This is a genomic window from Hyphomicrobium facile (assembly GCF_900116175.1).
Lineage (GTDB): Bacteria > Pseudomonadota > Alphaproteobacteria > Rhizobiales > Hyphomicrobiaceae > Hyphomicrobium_B > Hyphomicrobium_B facile.
Genome location: NZ_FPCH01000002.1, coordinates 873,268 through 893,940 on the forward strand (window position 1 = coordinate 873,268; position 20,673 = coordinate 893,940).

Consider the following 20,673-nt stretch of genomic DNA (forward strand, 5'->3'; position numbering starts at 1 on the left):
TACAATCGGGTGATTATCGCCCGCCGACCTTGGCTCGAATGTGCCTTAAGCGGTTTTGCATGTCCAAAGAACGAGATCCGTGATGACCTTGGCGAACACTTGATTGAGAGCCGCCACGGCGCTCGCTTCGTCCACGATGTTCGAAGGCATACGAGCTTCAAACAGCTTAGCACCGAGGATGTTGCCATTTTCGCCGATGATCTTTGCCGAAAAAGCGATCTCGGCAGTGGGCGTCGCCGACATCACGACCTGGAAGCTCCGCAAATCTATCAGCAGCTGGTAATCGATTTTGAGCCCTTCGGGCTGGCGTCCAAGGGTTTTCAGATAGCCGGCATTCTCGAAGCTTTGAACCACACGCGATTGCACGAGGCGGCTCAATGTATCCGGCCATTTGGCCTGGAACGCTGTGGAACGGTCGCCGGACGGCGTTACGACGGCAACCTGATCGTTGAAGACGCTGCCGACAACGTCCGGTTCGGGAATGACCAGCTGACCTTGCGGAATTCTTGCCAGTGCCGGAAACCCCTCCGCGGCTTTGAGATCAAAAACATGAGTCGAGGCTTTCTGCGTTCCTCCGCCGGTCATTCGCTCGAGCCCCGAAAGAATTCCGTCAACGCGATCCGAATTGCGGGCAAGCGCGCCGGAGAAGGTATTGATGTTTGCAATCAGCGAACGCAACGGCTCGGCATTATCAGTTACGACAGCGTCGATGTGGCGAAGAACGCTTCGCGCTGAGTCCGTCATGTTTTGACCTGCATCCGGATCGGCGGAAAGAAGCGGCGGCTGATTGTCGATCGATGTCACGGGCGGCGCGTTCGCCGCTCCACCGTCTAATGAGAGAACTGGTGAACCCGTGAGCCCCTGAAATGCAATCGCGACCTTCGTGTCGGCTCGAACGGGCGTATCGTGGTCAATAGACATGACCGCCGTCACCTCCTTTGGCTTTTCTGGGTTCAATTGCAGCGCAACGACTTCTCCGACGCGGATGCCATTGAACTGCACACCAGAGCCCTTCAGAAGCCCGGAAACCGTATTTTCAAATCGCACCCGGTAGAGCGTTTGCCTTGTCAGGCCACCGGCATGGTTCAGCCAGTAGACAAACGCAAAAGCTGCTGCGACAGCGAAAAGCGTAAAAATCCCGATCAACGTATAGCGCGCGCGGATTTCCATCCAGGTCCCCTCAAACAGACAATCGTGCGGATCCGTGTTCGAGCAGCCGCCCTCGCTGCCCACGGAAATAGGACATAACCCAGGGGTGCTCGCTGGAAAGCATTGCGGACATCGGACCATCCGCCACGATTTTACCCTCTGCCAGGACGGCGATACGATCGCAGACCGCATGCAAAGTGTTCAAGTCGTGGGTGATCATGAAGACCGTCAGACCGAGCGTCCTTTGGAGCGTCCGGATCAAAGCATCAAACTCGCCAGCCGATATGGGATCGAGGCCGGAGGTCGGTTCATCGAGAAAAACCAGTTCCGGATCGAGTGCCAGGGCGCGGGCCAGTGCCACGCGCTTCGTCATGCCACCGGAGAGCTCGGAAGGAAACTTGTTCTCGTCCTTCCTGGATATCCCGACCATGGCAAGCTTCGTCGCCGCCAACTCTTCGAGCATGGCTTCCGGGAGACGCAGGAATTCACGCATCGCAAATTGTACATTCTGAATGACCGTCAACGATGAGAACAACGCGCCGTTCTGAAATAGGACGCCCCAGCGCCGCTGGAACTCACGACGAGCCTCGTCATCGAGAGCATCTTGGTTTTGCCCCAGAACCTCGATCGTACCAGAGCGCTTCGGCAGCAGTCCTATGATCGTGCGAAGGAGAACGGACTTGCCGCTGCCCGATCCGCCGACGAGACCGAGAATCTCGCCGCGTCTGACGTCCAAAGAAATATGATCGAGGACGATCCGATCGGAGAAGCCGACGACCAAATCGCGGACACGGATCATCGGTTGGACTGCGGCAGCTTGCATGGCTCACATACCAATCGATGCGAAAAAGATTGCGAATAGTCCGTCGAGAACAATGACGAGAAAGATGGATGTCACCACGGAAGCCGTCGTCTGAAGCCCGAGAGATTCTGCGCTACCTTTGACTTTGAAACCCTCTGTGCATGCTACGATGCCTATGACGAGCGCCATGAAGGGTGCTTTGATCATTCCCACTTTGAAGTGCGTGATCGAGATTGCCTCCTTCAGCCGGGCAACGAAAATTTCAGGACTCATCCCACCGTACAACCAGGCGACCAGTTCGGCTCCGTAAAGAGCCGACATCGACCCGAGGAACGTCAGGATCGGTAACGCGATCACCAGGGCAATCACCCGAGGCAGAATGAGAACGTCTATGGGATTGAAGCCCATAGTCCTCAGAGCGTCGATTTCTTCCCGCATTTTCATCGACCCGAGCTCGGCCGTGTAGGAGCTTCCCGAACGCCCCGCCACCATGATGGCCACGATGAGCACGCCGATTTCGCGGAGGACGAGAATGCCAACCATATCGACGACGTAGTCGTCCGCGCCGAATTTCCGGAAATGGAAAAAGCCCTGCTGGGCAATGATCGCGCCGATCAAAAACGTGATCAGAAGGATGATCGGTACGGCCTGCCAACCGACCCGATCAAGATGGTGTACCGTCGATGTGAGCCGAAATTCCGACGGCCTGAGCAGCGCTCGCAGCGTTGATACGGACACCGCGCCAAGCATATTGAGGAGCAACAAGAAATTTTGCCAAGCGCGCGTCAACGCCTCGCCGACTGCCGCAACCCCTGAATATTCCAAACGCGCCTTTGGCTGCACACGATCGGCTTCGTCGCTCGATTTTTGCACGGCATCGAACAAGACGGCGAATTGGCTCTGAAGCCCGATAATCGTCACTTCGCGTCCCCGCGATTTCAACTCGCGAGCTATACGCGCAAGTTGCCACGCTCCGAAAGTGTCGAAGGCACGGACACCGCTCATGTCTATGGACGTAGCAACTTGTTGATCGGCTTCCGCCAACAAGGAGCTTACGATTTGATCGAGCGTTTTTGCACGCTCCGCGGTCCATTCGTTCGCTGCGGTAATCAGCGACGAATTCGCGTCTCTAACGGCCGTCAGCAGGGACGTGGAATCTCCGCTCAAGACACAGGTTCTGCCGGTTGCGATTGCTCCTTATCGTCAGGCGAATACACGACTAGGCCAGAGACCGGATCGACCCACGCGAGATGATTTCGAACCTCTTTGACGCCCGGAACATTTTCCGCGGCCACCACGGCTGCCCGGTCTTGCTGATAGGCCGTAAATGAGCCCCAAAGGTCGACGATTCCGTCCTTCACAGTGGGGGTGATGAACTCAATGGCCATCCACGGTAGCTTGCGCAGTTCCGCGCGCACCTGGTCTCGGATGGCGGTATCGTCCTCGCGAACGGGACCACTCCCGCGAGCCAAGCCTGCCAGCGCCTGCACGATATTGGCGCGGCTTACAATCCCGACGACGGCGTCGTCCGTCACGACAGGCAAGCGCTTGATCTGATGCTTCTCCATGAGATGAATGATCTCATCGAGATCTGTATCTTCGCCGATTGTGATCGGATCTGGCGTCATTACGTCGGCGACCTTGCGACCATGAGAACGAATGTATTCTCCAGCGAGCGTTGCGGGCGCCGCCAGAAATGAACGCCAGCCCGATCTCTTGGCCTCGGTGCCTGTCTCAGCGCGGCGCAGGCAATCTCCTTCGGTGACGAGGCCAACGAGCGCCCCGCCGGCGTTGATCACGGGCAAACCACTGACGCGGAACTTCTGCATCGTCGCCGCCATGTCAACGATCGAACACTCCGGTGTGACCGACACCACATTTTTGGTCATAATATCCCGCGCTTTCATGGTTCAACTCCTTGGAGCTATGAGCGGCAGACTTGTGCGCAGAGCACGTCCCACACTATTGGCGTTTGTCTGAGGAGAACGGCGCCAGTGGCCCGCGCGCTGCTTGCCAAGCCGTATCGGCGATAGCGGTAAAGCCCTTCCCATAATCATTGGCCGCCTGCTGCCAGAACTGCGCATAGGCCTGATAGACGTCGCCGACTGTCTTGCAGCTTGCGAGCTGCTGCGGGAAAGCGGCGTCCTTTGCAATGCGGTCGCCGACGAACCGGAGCCAGCTGTGCGCGATTTCTTCGGTAGCGTGCTGGACGTCTGAATTCCAAGCTCCGACATTTCCGGCCATCGGGTTCCACACTGACAGTAGGGGAAAAATGCCAACCACAGAGGCCGCATCGGGCGTCGCCCTGGGTTCTGAATATTGTTGACGATCAGACATATCAGTATCTCCTACGCAAAAAATGAACCCTCCCAACTTATTTGCTTCGCCCCACCTGTCATTTCCGCTTTGATCAAAATCAATAACTGTCACCCAGAGATCTTAACGCTGATAGACGTAGGTCCCCGGAGCATTTTCGAGGGGCTCAAGTCCGTCTCGCGATGCGCCCATTAATGGGGGCGCAGACTTTTTAGACGAACGCTCGCCGAGCCAATCCGTCCACGCCGGCCACCAGGAACCTTCAAATTTGGGCGCATTCGCGTGCCACTCGTCGGGACTTTCGAAGCTATCGTCTTCAAACTTCGTCGCCATCCGATAGCTGCGGCCTGGCGATCCTGGAGGAGACACGACGCCAGCATTGTGACCTCCGCTGGCCAGCACAAACGTCACATCCGTGTCGCTGAGGATGTTGAACTTGTAGACCGATCGCCATGGCGCCACGTGGTCGGTTTCGGTTCCGAGGGCGAATATCGGCATGTGCAGATCGGTGAGCGCAATCGCCCTGCCATCGACCGTGTAGCGCCCTTCCGCGAGATCATTGTTGAGAAAAAGGGAACGCAGATAGTCTGAATGCATGCGGTAAGGCATGCGTGTCGCGTCCGCGTTCCAAGCCAATAGATCGAATGCGGGCTTACGTTCGCCCAGGAGGTAACGATTGATGACATGAGACCAGATGAGATCATTCGAGCGTAGAAGCTGGAAGGCCCCTGCCATCTGTGTGCTATCGAGGAACCCCTGCTCCTGCATCATGTCTTCGAGGAATGAAATCTGGCTCTCGTCGATGAACAACGTCAATTCGCCGGCTTCCCGGAAATCCGCTTGGGCAGCAAGGAACGTCACCGTTTTCAGACGATCATCATTGTCGAGCGCCATGGCCGCCGCGGCAGTCGCCAGCAGCGTCCCGCCGAGGCAGTAGCCGGCGGCGTGAATTTTCTGTCCTCCCACAACTTTGCTGACCGCATCGATCGCGGCCATCACGCCAAGACGGCGGTAATCTTCGAAGCTCGTATCGCGATCCTCTTGCCCTGGATTTCGCCAGGAAACCATGAACACGGTGAAGCCTTGGTCCGTGAGATACTTGACCAACGAGTTTTCCGGCCGGAGATCCAGAATGTAAAATTTCATGATCCAGGCGGGAATGATGAGTATGGGCTCGGGATGCACTTCAGGCGTTGCCGGCGTGTATTGGATGAGTTCGATCAGGTGATTTCGAAAGATCACCTTTCCGGGCGTCACGGCGACGGTTTCACCGACCCTATAATTTTCTGAGCCATCGGGCCCCTCTCGGTCACGGAGTCGCTTCAGATCTTCGAGAAAATTCCATAGACCACGAACGAGATTGAACCCCGCTTCTGCCTGGGTACGGAGCAGGACATCCGGATTGGTGAGTAGAAAATTCGTCGGAGCATAGACGTCGAGCACCTGCCTCATCATAAAATCGAGACGCTCGGCGTTCTGCTTTTCCACGCCGCGCACTCCGGTAACCGCGGAATGCCACCACTCCTCCCAGAGTAGAAACGATTGGCCATAGACGTTGAAGGGAAATTCCTTCCAGCGCTCGGAGCGAAAGCGCTTGTCATTCAACCGTGGCAGAATGCATGGCGTTGCATCGGCACCCGCCAATGCCGCAGCTTTTGCGAAGTCCGCAAGCCGGGTCCATTGATGGACGGCTTCGCCAAAAAGCTCGAGTTGACGTCCCGGCGACGTCGCCAAGTGAATGGCCCAATCGAAGTAAGCATTGGCGCATGCTGCAGGGGACACGCCCGCGGTCGTCCGCGCGAGAAGGTAGTGCAAATGACGGTCAAGGTTATGATAAAATGCATCGTGATCGTGCGTGCGCAATGGTTCCGCGGCGCCGCTCTCAGATTTGGTCGTGCACGCGCTTGCGGGAGCACTCCTCAGCTCGGGCCTGCCGTCCTCCACCTTGGTCAACACGGCATCTTCTCCAGAGTGACTTTTTATCAGAATACAGAATAAGAACGCCCATGGCCAATGGAATTGACCCACGTCAAAGTGCCTAAGCGCGGCGTTCAGGTTTGATCCAAATCAGCTGCTGGCCGATCGTACCGACTAAAAGTCGGCCAGAACGCGCAACTGGCGAAGGAACGGGATGACCATACGCAACCTCACTCACATGATGGCTCCAAAATCGGTTGCATTGATTGGCGCCAGCTCAAAGCCAGGCTCGGTGGGGCTCACGGTGATGCACAATCTCTCGGCTGCTGGCTTTGCTGGGGGCATCAGCCTGGTTAATCCAAATCACTCCGAGATCGAGGGGCGCCAATGCTACGGCTCGGTGAATGATCTCCCCGCGCCCGCAGACCTAGCGGTCATCGCTGCGCCACCCGCCGCAGTGCCTGGCATAATTGCCGACCTTGGCCGCAATGGAACGCGCGCTGCCGTCGTTTTGACTGCAGGTGTCGGTCCAAGATCGAAAGAGATGCTCGAGGCGGCTCGTCCCTATTGTCTGCGCATCCTCGGACCGAACTGCATTGGCCTCATGGTTCCACAGATCGGCCTCAATGCGAGCTTCGCACATCGCGCTCCGCTAGCCGGAGATCTGGCTTTCGTATCGCAATCCGGCGCGCTGATAACTGCGATCATCGACTGGGCGGCAGCTCGTGACATCGGCTTCTCGCACGTGGTGTCACTTGGAGAAATGGCAGATATCGACCTTGGCGATATGCTCGATTATCTTGCCACCGACCGGTCCAGCCGCGCCATTCTTCTCTACATCGAGGCCGTTACGCACGCGCCAAAGTTTCTCTCTGCCGCGCGCCATGCTGCAAGATTGAAGCCCGTTGTCGTCGTCAAGAGCGGACGCCACGCTGGAGGAGCCCGCGCCGCCCTTTCGCACACGGGCGCGTTGGCTGGCTCAGATGCTGCCTATGATGCGGCGTTCCGCCGTTCGGGCTTGCTCCGGGTCAAGACGCTCGATGAACTTTTCGCAGCCGCCGAAATCCTCGCCCACGCACCAAAACTCAGCGGCGAAAGGTTGGCAATCCTGACGAACGGCGGTGGCGCTGGCGTCCTCGCTGCGGACGAATTGCAGGATGCCAAGGGCGTTCTGGCGAAGCTCGATATGAAGACGACGGCGGCGCTCGACAAGGTGCTTCCGGCAACCTGGTCACACGGCAATCCTGTCGACATCATCGGCGACGCCACAGCGAAGCGGTACACCGATGCGCTTCACGAGCTTCTCCGAGATCCGCAGTCCGATGCCGTCCTTGTCCTGAACTGTCCAACCGCGATCACGCCGGCGCGAGATGCAGCGACTGCCGTGATCAACGAAGTCAATCTCAATCGGCGCGACAGAAGCCCGTCAAAGCCTGTCATCACGTGCTGGCTCGGAGAGGCGGTTGCGAAGGAACCGCGCGAGCTTTTCAGAGCAAATAATATCCCGACATTCGCGACGACGTCGGAAGCCGTTACCGGTTTCATGCAGTTGGTCGACTATGCGCGAGCACAGACCGAGCTGATGCAGACGCCTCCCGTCGCCGCGGGTGAGCGGACGTACCACGCGGAAGACGCGGCTGAGGAAATTCAACATATCCTCAAAGCCGGACGCACGGTGGCGTCCGCACTCGAAACAAAGACGATACTCGCGGCCTATGGCATCCCAACCAACAAGGCCGTGCTCGCCAAGACCCCAATCGACGTTCGAAACATTGCTTCCGACGTGCTGAAGCAGGCGCAGGCATGCGTGATCAAGATCGCTTCGCCCGATATCTCGCATAAATCCGACGTCGGCGGAGTACGCCTCGGACTGGAAAGCGCTGCATCTTCGGAACAGGCGGCCGTGGAAATGCTGGCGCGCATAAGGACCAAGCTGCCGGACGCGCGCATCGATGGATTTACCGTTGAGCCCATGATCAGCAGGCCAAATGCGCGCGAAATCATCGTCGGGATGAACGTCGACGAGACATTCGGTCCGATGATGCTGTTCGGCGCCGGCGGCGTCGCGGTTGAAGTCATCGGCGACAGTGCCCTCGCCTTGCCGCCGCTCGATATGCTTCTCGCCCGCCAGATGATCGCGGAGACCCGCATCTCTCGCCTGCTCGCCGGATATCGGGACCGGCCTGCAGCCGACGTCAACGCCGTCGCTGATGTGCTGGTACGCGTGAGTGATCTCATTATCCGCCACCCCGAAATCCGCGAATTGGATATCAATCCGCTGTTGGTCGACGAGAACGGCGTGATCGCGATCGACGCCCGCCTCAAGCTCGCTGATGAGCGGGTCAGCCCAAGACAGGAGCTCGCTATCCGGCCCTATCCCTCAGGGTTGCAGAGGACGATCACCGTTGATGGTATTGGCGAGATTACGCTCAGACCGGTCCGGCCAGATGACGAACCGCGCTACGGACCATTCTTCGCGCGCATATCACCAGATGATATCCGCCTGCGTTTCTTTACGGGCCGGCGCGCGTTGCCGCATACGTTCTTAGCCCAGCTGACACAGATCGACTATGCAAGAGAAATGGCATTTGTCGCGATAAAGAAGGATTCCGGTGAACTGCTCGGTGTGTCACGCCTCATTCTGGAACCTGACCGGACCCGAGGTGAGTTCGGCGTGATCGTAAGATCCGACCTGCATAGCCACGGCCTTGGCCGGAACCTCATGAACGCGCTGATGAGCTACGCGCGGTCCGAAGGGGTGACGGAGGTATTTGGGCTTGTGCACATCGAGAACCGGCAGATGCTCGCGATGGCGGACGAACTCGGATTCAAGTTGCGCATAATCCCGGACGATCCGTCTGTTCGCGAAGTCGTCTGGCATCCCCAAGACGTCACGGCTCATGCGAGTCTGTCCTAGGCGGTCGAGAAATCGATATTCATTTCTCTGTTTCGGCTAATTCAGTCTTCGCGGACTGTGCAGCCTTGAAATTTCGTAGCAGCGTCACCAGCAGTGGCAAGACGACCGCCGACACAAACGCTTCGCCGATTGTAAATGCAGAGGCATCAGCTCTGCCGGCCGTCGGTGAAACGTCCTGCTCCAGTGACTGGATTGCCGATTTTCGCACGGTGAGCGCGAATGAAAATTCGCGGCCAGGTTTGAGCAATACCGCAACTGCAAAAACCAAAAGCGCCACGAACACGTTGACGGCGCCCAGAACAGCCACGGCTCCAGCCGGACTCAAGGTTGGCTCAAGAAGCCAAAACGAAGCGAGCTCTAACAATCCGAGGCCGCAAATCGCTATAAATGCGGCGAGCGCGCAGAGGGCGGATTTTCTCAAGATATAACGCGCATAACTGTTTAGAACGACAGCGTCAGCTGCCGACAGCTTATCGATATCCTGAGTGAGACTTCGCAGGTTCACGGGACACAGACCTTCGATTTTGCAACGCTCTCATCTCTTTAAAAGATGGGCCACTCCGACACTAGAGCCTTCATCCGTGTTAACCGGCACTGCTCCTCGATAACCTTAAGCGGATTTCTTCGGCCGTTGGGGCGAGACAGCGGCGTGCTTCAACGCTTCTGCGCTCGCAAGATAGAGCAGGGTCACGCCGGTAATCGCGGCAAGAATTGAAGCCGGCAGGGGCACGAAGCCGACGATGCCGCCCAGCGGTGTCAACGCCACGACGAGGGCCACGGCCAACGCCCCAAGCGACGTGGCGACGAGGACCGGATGAGGCCGACTCGCCCAGAAAGGCTGCGCCGTGCGGATGATGAAGATGACAAGGATCTGTGTCGCGATCGACTCGACGAACCATGCCGTCCGAAATTCGCTGACGTTCACATTGAAGCCAATCCGCAACAGCGCAAAAGTCGCCGCATCGAATACGGATGATAGAAGGCCCATGATCAGAGTGAAGCGGAGCACGGCATTCATATCCCAGGTCTTCGGCCGAGCGAGATCCTCTGCGTCGGCGGAATCGAAGGGGATACCGATTTCGGAAAAGTCATAGATGAGATTGTTGAGAAGAATCTGCACTGACGCCAGCGGGAGGAATGGCAAGAACAGCGAAGCGAAGGCCATCGACAGCATGTTGCCGAAGTTCGAACTCGTTCCCATCCGGACATATTTCATGATGTTAGCGTATGTGCGCCGGCCTTCGGCCACGCCGTCCGCAAGCACGCCAAGGTCGGGCGCAAGCAGGATGATATCGGCAGCTTCGCGGGCCACTTCCGTTCCGCCTTCGACTGACAGACCGACGTCGGCCGCATGAATGGCGGGCGCATCATTTATTCCGTCGCCGAGGAAACCAACCGTATGGCCGCTGGAACGTAAGGCCTGAACGATACGGCTCTTCTGTTCCGGCGAAACCCGAACGAAAAGATCGACTTCCTTCGCCTTCGAGATAAGAGCCGCTTGGCCCAGGGCAGCTATCTCTTCGCCCGCGATCATGCCGCGAGCCGGAAGCTTCAATGTTTCGACGAGATGCTGAACAACGGGCGCTGCGTCGCCCGAGATGACCTTTACGCGTACGCCTGCCTCTGCGAGACGGGCAACGGTCTTCGTCGCCGACAACTTGGGCGGATCGAGGAACGCGGCACATCCGACGAATATGAGATCGGCCTCATCGGTGAGATCGATATGATCGCGATCCATCGCCATAGACTGCCGCGCCACGCCAAGCAGGCGGATACCTTCCCGGCCCTTGGCCTCCATGAGGTCGATGATTTTCGCCCTCAACGGGGCATCGAGCGGAACGATAGCACCCTCTGCAGTCTCCGCTTGGCTGCACAGCGAGAGGAGCGACTCCGGGGCGCCCTTTGTGATCATCTCATGTTCGTTGCCGCGAGCGATCAGGATCGAGCATCGGCGCCGGTTGAAGTCGAACGGAAGATCGTCGACGTGGCGCCAGTCTTGGACGGAAACGCACGTGCCTGCCACGAGAGCATCGTCCAAAGCACTGCGCATGCCACTCGCGAAGTGACTGTTAAGCCGTGCCAACTCGGTGACACGATTGCTTTCTGCACCGTTGATGCCAAAGCTGCCGGCATGCGCGATTTTCGCCTCCGTTAGCGTGCCGGTCTTATCAGTGCAGAGGATGTCCATCGCGCCGAGATCGTGGATAGCCGACAGCCGTTTGACGACGACCTTACGGTCAGCCATCCGCAACGCCCCGCGCGAGAGCGTGACAGTGATAACCATAGGAAGAAGCTCCGGCGTCAGACCAACGGCCAGCGCCACAGCGAATAAAAAGCTTTCGAGAGACAGCCCGTGTTTGACGAGCTGGGTTAGCAGCACAAAGAGGACAAGAAAGCCCGTCAGCCGCAGGATCATCATGCCGAGCGCATGAACCCCCTGCTCGAAGGCCGTCGGCGTCTCCATCTCTTGGATCGAAGCCGCAATAGCGCCGAAGCGCGTCGCTCCGCCCGTCGCCACGACGAGCATGACGGCTTCACCACCGACGAGGCTGGTTCCGCCAAACAGCGCATTGAAGGCGTCCGCGGGCGAGAGGCCGTCGCATGGTCCGAGCCGCTTCTCGACGGGATAAGGTTCCCCTGTCAGAATAGCCTCGTTGGCGAGCGCTGCCCGGGTGCCGATAATGATACCATCCGCAGGCACAAGATCGCCGGCATGAAGTTCGACCACATCGCCAGGGACGATATCCGCAACCGGCAGTTCAACCGTGCGTCCGTCGCGACGGACGGAGGCCCGGACGGCGACCGAGCGCTTCAGCGCGTCGACTGCGAATTCCGCCTTCTGCTCTTGCACCATGTCCAGACTGACGGAAAACAAGACGATGACTAGGATAATGGCGAAGCTTTGCCAGTCTCCTATCGCACCCGAAATCGCCCCTGCGATGAGCAGAATTGCGATCAGTGGCTCAGTGAGCCGCCTCACGAACTTGAGGACGAGGCTCCGTCGTGTGCTGGCGACCGCGATGTTTGCGCCGTAGCGCGCGAGCCGCTTTTCGGCTTCTGCCGAGGTCAGGCCTTCAGGACGCGCACCAAGCGTGCGCAAAACGTCATCACTGGGAGAGGTCCAAAAACTCGGCTGATCGCCCCTTCGATCGTCCCGAGGTACCCGTTCATGCCTCACGTCCGTTTCTCCGTCCAGCGCTCTTCACCCGTTGACTATAGCTGTTGGCGGTGCGGCTCAATTGGTTCCATGACAATCATCTGTTAGCCGACTAACAACAGAGTTGCACAGACGAGCAAGTGACGAACACTGCCGGTGTAAACAGGTGATCTCCCTCTGGCTTCGCGCCCCGAGGTGCCCCGGCAATGTTGCGCGCGCGGTTCGCACTCACCGGCGCGCGTAGGAAGAGTTCTAGTTACGCGTGATGCGCGGATACGACCATTATGACTTCGCTAGAGACGCTACGAGGCACCGCGTGAGAAACATCCGCGAGGCAGAGCATGCGCGACCACGTCGACCAAATTCACGACGAGACGGTCAAGCGGTCATCGACCCATAGGACTCCCGGGACTGACCACGCAGCATTCTCGACGATGTCGTGATCTTCCCAACTGTCGACAATACCTTCGAGGCTCACTCGATTACCGTTCGAGACGTTGATGCGAATGGCGTTGGCCTCAACCTGCGCGCTTCTGGCCAAGGCGGCCTCGATCTTCCTCTTGATATCCGCCGGCTGAACCGACGTCTTGATGGATATGGAATTGGTGATACCGATGACGCCCTGTAATTTCCTAATGGCGTCTTCGACGGCTTTTTTCTGATAGTGCCAGTCCACGGTGCCGCCGAGGTTTACCCATCCTTTTTCGACGGTCACCTTCACTTCGTCGTGCGGGATCATTGCGTGCCATTTCAGAACACTGAGGACGCGCTTCGCAATTTCCTCATCCGACGTCGTGTCCTCTCCGGGATAGCGGACCTCGATTTCCTGTGCCACAGCTCGCACACCTTTGACTCGGCGTACGGCCCATAGCGCGGCAACCTTCTCGGCATAGCTTCGCACGTAGCCGGTCAAAGTCACGATACCGTCGTGAGCAGCGACTCCAATATTTGTTGCGTCGATGCTGGGTTCGAATTCGAGCTCGTCGATGACGAACTGCCGAAGCTGAATATCATTCATCGAAGTATCCTCCTCAAGGCGCTTGATGCTTTTGAAGATAGTACGTGACGTTGTCGATTACCTCGTCTGCGTGTTCCGGCGGGGTGTCTTGCCGGAAATAGCGCTCCCACGAGAGCAGACGCATTGTGCCGTGGCCGCTTACCCCGCCATCGCGAATGATGGCTTTGACGCGCTCCTCGGGAAACATTCCGCCATTTCTCTTGGCTATTTGGGTAAGATCAGGCGCGGGCTTTTTCAGCGCGTCGGCGAATAAGCCGGTATCTGGGGCCATGCCGTGACACAAAGCACAATACGTTCTGTACGTCATTTTGCCGAGTTCGACGCGATAAGCGTCAGCATCCTCGGCACCGACATCGGCCGCGGGAAGAAGTACAAGTGAAACAAATATCAACGATAATACGCGCACAGTCGTCATCTTCAGAATTAAAACTAAAAACGATTTTTACAAACGATTTCGGCAAGGCCGGAGCGAGCCAGAACGGGCTCACGCAAAAACACACTTTCATCTACCGCGTTGGACATTGCCTGAAACAAGCGAAAATCGGTTTGATCTAGCGCAAGGTGTGCAGAAACGGCGAACTTGCAGATAAGGCATCAAGAAGGAATGGTCCCATGCAGCCCAAAGGAACCTCGATACTTGTCGCCGATGGTGGTCGTGCGTGCGTACTCGAAGCAACCGGTGTAGGTCACGGACTACATGATGACGACGCAAGCGAAGCGGACAATCCCGTGCCGCCAACGCACGAGTTAGGTCGCGCACCGCCGGGCCGCGTCTATGAGACCGTTGGTCATCAGCGGCGATGTCAATGATGGCTCGGCAAGATCAGAGCGAGGTCATTGCGTTCCTCTCAAGTCTATCGGATGTCGCCGAACGACACGACACTCATATCTCCATCATCATCCTGAGTGGTCGACGCGCCTATAAGCTCAAGCGTTCGGTATGCTTCCCCTATTTGGATTTCTCTACCGCCGGCCAGCGACTGGCTGCATGCCAACGAGAACTAGAACTTAATCGGCGCACCGCACCCTCCCTTTATGTCGCCGTGAGACGCATTACGCGCGAAGATGGCGGCCGCCTGACATTCGACGGGAGCGGAGAACTCGTCGATTCCGTTGTTGAAATGGTGCGCTTCGATCAGCGCGATCTCTTCAGCCAAATCGCGGAGCGGAACGAACTCGGCCCTGCCCTCCTCACCAAGACGGCACTCGCGATCGCCGACTTCCATCGAGAAGCCGCAATCGATCACCGGCGACCCGGTAGCGAGATCATGGCGACTGTCCTGCGTATGAATTCCGAATCTATCAGGGCCGCCGGAATATTCAGCGCTGACGAGGTGCATGCCCTTGAAATGGCGTTCAAGGCGACGCTTGATCGATTGGCGTGGTTGCTGGATGAGCGGGAGAGATCGGGCAAAGTGCGTCGTTGCCATGGAGATCTGCACCTCCGAAACATCTGCTTGCTCGATGGCTATCCCACACTTTTCGACTGCCTGGAATTCGACGAGGATCTCGCCACCATCGACGTGCTCTATGATCTCGCTTTCCTGCTCATGGACTTATGGAATCGAGGGCTTCGTGCTGAAGCCAACTGGGTGTTCAATCGTTATTTCGATGCCGCCGATGAAGACGACGGTGTTGCTCTCTTGCCTTTCTTCATGGCTGTTCGCGCGTCCGTTCGCGCGCATGTCTGCGCCGTCCAAGTCACGGATGGAAACGCCGCTGCATTCAAGGAAGCCGGCGCCTATTTTGAGCTTGCAGGCGATCTCTTGAAATTCGGTCCACCGCAGCTCGTTGCGGTCGGTGGCCTGAGCGGTTCCGGCAAGTCATCCGTTGCCGCAGCGGCCGCCCATCGGTTGGGAAAGCCACCCGGGGCCCGCGTGCTTTCGAGTGATCGAATTCGCAAGCGCTTATACGGCGTCGCGGCAGAGACGCGTTTACCGCCTGAAGCATATCAACCGAGCGTGTCGGAACGCGTTTATGCCGAGCAAGCCAGGACAGCGGCAACGTATCTGAAAAGTGGTCACTCTGTTATCGCCGACGCCGTCTTTGATCGCCCTGAAGACCGGCAACGGATTGAAGCGGCGGTTCCCGACACCGTTCCCTTCAATGGCTTCTGGCTGGATGCGCCGCTCGAGCTGCTTATTGATCGTGTGAGTCATCGGGTTGGAGATCCCTCCGATGCAACGCCGAGCGTCTTACGACAACAGGCAAACAGGGCAACGCAGACGGAATGGCAATCGCTCAGCTCCGGTGAAGCAGTATCGAATACGGCTGAGATGTTGATCCAGCGCGTGCAAGCCGCGCCGGATATGGCGGAGCGTTAAGCCCGTTCCTCAACTTCATCGACAGATCAAGACCGACGTCGCGCTCTGCGTCACGACGCGATGAGCTTGGCTGCCGAGCACGAGGCGCATCAAGCCCCTGTGGCCATGCGATGCCATCACGATCAAGTCGCAGCCGCGCGCGCTCGCAGTTTCGACAATGCCCTCGGCGGGATATTGGTCTTTGACATGAACCGTCTCGCAGGCAATTTGTAATTTCATCCCAGCGGCGGCTGCATCGTCCAAGATCTTTTTCGCGTTCGCCGCGGCAGCCTGCTCGTATTCGTGGACCGGATAGACCACCGCGACTTCGGGGGGAACATTCATTCCCCAGGCCTCCGTCACGGTTACGATTGTCACTTTTGCATCGACAGCTTTCGCCAAGTCGAACCCCTGTGTGATAGCCTTTTGCGCGAGATCGGAACCATCAGTCGCAATAAGTATATGTTTGAACATGTTGCTTCTCGTAGCCGAAACAGATCACCGATTAATCATCGTGCATCGTATCCATCGGATCGGCGGTCGCCAATACAGGCGAGGCAGGCTTTGGCAAAGAAAAAGGCGGTGATCGAAGTTCGAATTCGAGAGCTTGCGTAGCTCTTCAATTCGCTCGATCCCCTCCTTCTTAAAGGACTGACGCAATGAGACCAGCCAGAGCAAGCAGGCCGACGACGCTCCAGCTAGGCAGCTTCCAAACCGTCAGCAACAAGAATCCCGCTGCGGCTATCGCGAAATCGCGCGGCGAAAGCACTGCACTGGTCCACACCGGATTGTAGAGCGCGGCGGCAAGAATGCCGACGACGGCAGCATTGGCGCCTTTCATGGCGGCCTGCGCGCCGGGCTTGGAGCGAAGGTCGTCCCAATAGGGGAGCGTTCCGTAGACCAGCAGCAGGCCCGGAAGGAAAATGGCGACGAGCGCCAGGACGGCTCCGGCAATTCCATTAGGCCATTGGACAGCTACCGCGCCGAGGTACGCCGCAAAGGTGAAAAGCGGTCCAGGCACCGCCTGAGCCAGGCCATACCCGGCGAGAAAATCCTGATTGTGCACCAACCCCGGTGCGACGACAGCGTTCTGCAGTAACGGCAGGACCACGTGGCCGCCGCCGAACACCAAAGCGCCGGAGCGGAAGAACGCGTCAAAGAAGCCGACCGCAGGGTCGCCCGTTGCTGCTGCGATGACCGGTGGCACGACGAGAAAGCCGGCAAAGAGCGCAAGCCCGATCGCGCCACTGCGGCGCGATACTGGAAAACGCAGCGCACCTTGAACCGTCTTGCTGTCGTCCCTGCAAAGCCAAAGACCACCGACTGCGCCAAGCGCGATCGCGGCGATCTGCGCGAAGGAATTGTTGAGAAGAACGACAAGGAAAAGCGCGCACAGTGCGATGGCGGCACGGCGGCGATCAGGCGTCAGGCTCTGGGCCATGCCCCATACTGCCTGCGCAACCACCGCGACCGCCACGAGTTTCAATCCGTGAATAAAGCCTTCCGCCATAGGCCCCGTGAAGGCATTAGCGCCAAGTGCAAAGGCTAGGAGGATGAGAGCCGAGGGCAACGTGAAGGCGGCCCATGCAGCCAATCCTCCCAAGAGACCGTTGCCGCGCAACAGCCCGAGCGAAAAGCCTACCTGGCTCGACGCCGGTCCCGGCAGAAACTGGCATAGGGCAACAAGCTGGACGTAGGTTTCCTCGTCGATCCAGCGCCGACGCACGACCAGTTCATTATGGAAATATCCCAGATGGGCAATGGGTCCGCCAAACGACGTCAGGCCAAGCTTCAGGAAGACGCGGAAAACCTCAAAGGGCGAACCGGTTGCGTTGGCTTTTTCGACATCGCTCACTGCAGACATCTTCCCCCAACCCTTCGGCCATCGGATAACGCTATCGCATATCGACATTGAGGGTCGGTCGCAAGTTCACGGCGGCTGCGGCTGGGCCGTATAATATGGCCAAGTCATCAAGCCCACAGTGCCGTTCCACCTGGAGATAGCGAACGTCAAGCTGAATGTGTTCGCATACCCCGATCGCCGCGCGATGTCGTTCCCCAATATTCTTGGGATAGCCGATCTCGCTGCGTTGATATGTTGCGCTGCCGGGCGTACCGTCCACCCTCATTGTCAGGGGAGTAGATTGAACCCGATCGATGCCGCCGCCTGACTGAGATCGCCGCCCGCAGCTTCCGCGAAGCTTCATGCCTCGCGCTTATAGTGCGCAGGGCTTTTTCGATTTAGAGCACGGACGCTACGCCAACGGAATGAGCAATGGGCGCTAATCGGCCAAGAGCTTCGGAATCTCGCACCGCTAAATTGGCTTCAGGACGATCACCTCGAATTCGGCGTTTTCTGGAAGATAGTCGGACGCTATTTTCCGTTGCGGCGCCATCAGAACTTGTGCCAGCGGAACATTTTGTAGGCACCGATGTCCTCCGAAATCGTTTCAGCTTCTATGGCGAGAGCATCGAGCTAGGAGACGGTATCGATTGGGATCGCAATCCCGGATCGCCACACTGGGGGCACGACCTCAATCGCTTCGGCTTTCTAGTTCTCGACGACCAGAACCCAAGCCAAGCGCGGGCGATGGAAGGCCTCATCCTCGATTGGATCCGCAAGAACGATCAGCCTCGTTACCGGTACACACCTTATGCGTGGCAGAATCTGCTCAATATTGCGATCCGCATCGAGAACTGGTTTCGGTTCCTTGCGGCTCGCTCGCAATCAGGAACATCCGAACTCGATGCCGAAAACTGGATACAGATAAAGAGCAGCGTTTTTCGTCAGCTCATCGTCCTTTTGAGACTTATCCGCAAGCGCGGTTTCGAAAGCAATTGGGCGCTGATCGGCCTCCGTTCCGCTTTGTATCTGCTGTTTTCCATAGATAGCTTTCCTCATCGCGAAAAACTCATTCAGATCGCTTGGCATGATTTGCGCAAAGCCATCGAACTGCAAATTCTCCCGGACGGAGTTCAGCAAGAGCTTTCCCCTCACTATCATTGGGTAGCGCTTGAGATTATTTGGTCGATCAGCGTCATGGCGAAGCAGTCGGGAAGGCCCGAACAAGACGATCTGAGCGCGACGATCGCATCCATGGCTGATTTTTTGAACGCCCTGATCCTCCCTGATGGAGGCATTGTCTCGTTGGGCGACAGCGACTTCGATTACGGCCCGCGCATTCGCAACTTCTTGTCTCAGATCGATTCCGAAAACGACACTCAGCCAAATACGACATCCGTGAAAACGTATCCCTACGCCGGTATCGCGATCGTGCGGGATTTGAAGGCTGGGCACGTCCTCGCATTCGATGCGGGCCCCCTGGGCACGGCTCATCAACATGAGGACGCGTTGTCCTTCTGGCTGACGGCATTCGGCGAACCCTGCTTGATCGATCCGGGACGATATCTCTACGATTACAGCGCCGGCAGCATGTATTCCTTCCTATGTTCGAGCGCTGCGCATTCGACCATTCTTGTCGATGACCAAGGGCAGAATGCAAAGCGGCATCCGGATCGTTGGCGACGCCGCGCGGGCGGAATGCCGGTGGTCGACCGCGAGAGCGACCTTATTCGGCTGGTTGGCCGGTATAGCGACGGCTACGGAAAGAAGACGGCAGATGTCGAGCATCAGCGCACAATACTTTGCGACATGAAAAATGCGGCGTGGACGATCGTCGATCGCATCGAAGGGACCGGTCTGCACTCCATTGAAGCGCGCTTCCAATGCGCACCTTGCGCGTGGTATCGGGGCGATGGCTTCATCTCGCTTCTACGCGGACACACGAAATTCCGCATTGAGTATTCGAGTGACTGGAACGATGTCACCGTATTGGAAGGTTCCCGCTCGCCGATGGGTGGATGGTTCTCTCCTGGAGTGAACAAGCTCGTTCCCGCGCCCTGCCTTTCGCTCAGGGGGAGTTTTGCACTCCCCTTCGAGACACGGACGGTCATCCGGGCGAGCCGCGATTTGGCGTAGCCTGAGATTTCGCTTAAGAGATTTCGCAGAAACCACCCAAAGGCAGCCGACCGCATGATCGAATTTTCGATTGTAGTTCCATTCTATAATGCAGAGGAAACGCTAGACCTCTGCCTGCAAAGCCTCAAGAAACTGGAATATCCAAGTTCGCAGTACGAGGTGATCCTCGTCGACAACAATTCAACCGACGGTAGTGCAGCTATCGCTCGAGAGTCGGGATTTCGATGCCTAAGGGAAGTCGACTATCAAAGTTCATACGCTGCCCGCAACACAGGCATCAGGGCCTCAAAGGGCACCTTCATTGCCTTCACGGATGCTGATTGCATCGTCGATCCAAAATGGCTTACTGCGTTTCACGAGCAAGTGCACAAGGATTCCGCAGGCTGCTTCGCAGGCGAAATACTTCCCTATGAACCCGGTTCGCTCATCGAGCGTTTTTCCGCCCGCATCGGCCTCTTGCGCCAGAAGGGCCCGTTGTCCGGTTGGCATTTCAAGCCATTCGCCCAGACGGCCAATGCAGTGTACCGGCGCAAGGTTCTGGATGAGATTGGATACTTCGACCCCCAGCTGAAGTCTGGAGGGGATGCAGTACTTTCCTGGAAGATGCTAGACAGCACCTCCTATGGCATCGAGTTTGTGCCGGATGCGATAATCCATCACAAACACCGGACCGATATTGACTCGCTGTGGGAGCAATTTCGCAAATACGGGACCGCAAAGGCCCGATGGCGGGACGCTCAGAAGAAATTCGTTCCACCTGTCGTCACCGAGTTGGAACGCAATATTTTGGCGCAGGCCACTCAAGCGATTGAGCAGTTGCAGTCGGCAAAACTGGACGAGAGCAAACACATCGACCCGGTTCTGAAAATTGTCACGCAAGCCGCTCACCTCAACGGTTACCTGCAGGAACTTCTGCTTCGCGCCACTGGGACATCGGATTTAACCTCGGCAGTCAACGAAGCTCTCAACAAGCCAACGCATGGCCAACAAGGCGGCGAGGTCAATTTCTGGCGCTCAATATCGCAGAGGATCAGGGGCGACCGCTGAGTCGCCCAGATCGGATTGGAGCTCAAGAACTGATGAGTTTCAGGAAGGCAATTGTGAGAAAGTCATCT

At 57.5% G+C, this 20,673-nt stretch carries 16 protein-coding genes; 4 read left to right on the forward strand and 12 right to left on the reverse strand.

Annotated features, from left to right (window positions below; all coding sequences use genetic code 11):
* Positions 1-45: 45 nt before the first annotated feature.
* The 6 genes from BM399_RS11035 to BM399_RS11060 are packed head-to-tail and all read right to left on the reverse strand — an operon-like array spanning position 46 to position 6,223.
* Positions 46-1,170, reverse strand: coding sequence for an ABC-type transport auxiliary lipoprotein family protein (locus BM399_RS11035; RefSeq protein ID WP_177228129.1), 1,125 nt, complete (start codon positions 1,168-1,170; stop codon positions 46-48).
* Between the two features lie 10 nt (positions 1,171-1,180).
* Positions 1,181-1,972, reverse strand: a complete 792-nt coding sequence (locus tag BM399_RS11040) for an ABC transporter ATP-binding protein (RefSeq protein ID WP_092867749.1) — start codon at positions 1,970-1,972, stop codon at positions 1,181-1,183.
* 3 nt (positions 1,973-1,975) lie between these two features.
* Positions 1,976-3,118 (reverse strand): ABC transporter permease, encoded by a 1,143-nt coding sequence (locus BM399_RS11045; protein WP_244531195.1) that lies wholly within the window; start codon positions 3,116-3,118, stop codon positions 1,976-1,978.
* Positions 3,115-3,858, reverse strand: coding sequence for a CBS domain-containing protein (locus tag BM399_RS11050; protein ID WP_092867751.1), 744 nt, complete (start codon positions 3,856-3,858; stop codon positions 3,115-3,117). The genes BM399_RS11045 and BM399_RS11050 overlap by 4 nt, the downstream gene beginning before the upstream one ends.
* Positions 3,859-3,913: 55 nt before the next feature.
* Positions 3,914-4,381: a phasin family protein gene (locus BM399_RS11055; protein ID WP_143117806.1), complete on the reverse strand. Its 468-nt coding sequence runs from the start codon at positions 4,379-4,381 to the stop codon at positions 3,914-3,916.
* A 9-nt stretch (positions 4,382-4,390) separates the two neighbouring features.
* Positions 4,391-6,223 (reverse strand): PHA/PHB synthase family protein, encoded by a 1,833-nt coding sequence (locus BM399_RS11060; RefSeq protein ID WP_092867753.1) that lies wholly within the window; start codon positions 6,221-6,223, stop codon positions 4,391-4,393.
* 175 nt (positions 6,224-6,398) lie between these two features.
* On the opposite strand from BM399_RS11060, the gene BM399_RS11065 reads away from it, so the two are divergent.
* Complete coding sequence (locus tag BM399_RS11065) at positions 6,399-9,101, forward strand: bifunctional acetate--CoA ligase family protein/GNAT family N-acetyltransferase (protein WP_092867754.1); 2,703 nt, start codon at positions 6,399-6,401, stop codon at positions 9,099-9,101.
* 19 nt (positions 9,102-9,120) lie between these two features.
* Here BM399_RS11065 and BM399_RS11070 read toward each other — a convergent pair whose 3' ends face one another.
* The 4 genes from BM399_RS11070 to BM399_RS11085 all read right to left on the reverse strand — a co-directional run bounded on the left by BM399_RS11070 (position 9,121) and on the right by BM399_RS11085 (position 13,682).
* Positions 9,121-9,606, reverse strand: a complete 486-nt coding sequence (locus tag BM399_RS11070; RefSeq protein ID WP_092867755.1) for a hypothetical protein — start codon at positions 9,604-9,606, stop codon at positions 9,121-9,123.
* 105 nt (positions 9,607-9,711) lie between these two features.
* Positions 9,712-12,279: a magnesium-translocating P-type ATPase gene (mgtA, locus tag BM399_RS11075; RefSeq protein ID WP_092867756.1), complete on the reverse strand. Its 2,568-nt coding sequence runs from the start codon at positions 12,277-12,279 to the stop codon at positions 9,712-9,714.
* Between the two features lie 343 nt (positions 12,280-12,622).
* Complete coding sequence (locus tag BM399_RS11080; protein WP_092867757.1) at positions 12,623-13,276, reverse strand: BON domain-containing protein; 654 nt, start codon at positions 13,274-13,276, stop codon at positions 12,623-12,625.
* A 13-nt stretch (positions 13,277-13,289) separates the two neighbouring features.
* Positions 13,290-13,682, reverse strand: coding sequence for a c-type cytochrome (locus tag BM399_RS11085; RefSeq protein ID WP_143117807.1), 393 nt, complete (start codon positions 13,680-13,682; stop codon positions 13,290-13,292).
* A 403-nt stretch (positions 13,683-14,085) separates the two neighbouring features.
* Between BM399_RS11085 and BM399_RS11090 the strand changes: the two genes are divergently transcribed.
* Positions 14,086-15,600, forward strand: a complete 1,515-nt coding sequence (locus BM399_RS11090) for a bifunctional aminoglycoside phosphotransferase/ATP-binding protein (RefSeq protein WP_425284073.1) — start codon at positions 14,086-14,088, stop codon at positions 15,598-15,600.
* 15 nt (positions 15,601-15,615) lie between these two features.
* Here BM399_RS11090 and BM399_RS11095 read toward each other — a convergent pair whose 3' ends face one another.
* Complete coding sequence (locus BM399_RS11095) at positions 15,616-16,053, reverse strand: universal stress protein (protein ID WP_092867760.1); 438 nt, start codon at positions 16,051-16,053, stop codon at positions 15,616-15,618.
* Positions 16,054-16,222: 169 nt separating this feature from the next.
* Entirely contained in the window at positions 16,223-17,443 is a 1,221-nt protein-coding gene (chrA, locus tag BM399_RS11100; RefSeq protein WP_092868182.1) for a chromate efflux transporter, read from the reverse strand.
* A 540-nt stretch (positions 17,444-17,983) separates the two neighbouring features.
* Here chrA and BM399_RS11105 point away from each other — a divergent pair.
* Together BM399_RS11105 and BM399_RS11110 are read left to right on the forward strand one after the other, a co-directional pair.
* Positions 17,984-19,558, forward strand: coding sequence for an alginate lyase family protein (locus BM399_RS11105; RefSeq protein WP_177228131.1), 1,575 nt, complete (start codon positions 17,984-17,986; stop codon positions 19,556-19,558).
* A 54-nt stretch (positions 19,559-19,612) separates the two neighbouring features.
* Positions 19,613-20,605, forward strand: coding sequence for a glycosyltransferase family 2 protein (locus BM399_RS11110; protein WP_092867762.1), 993 nt, complete (start codon positions 19,613-19,615; stop codon positions 20,603-20,605).
* Positions 20,606-20,673: the final 68 nt, after the last annotated feature.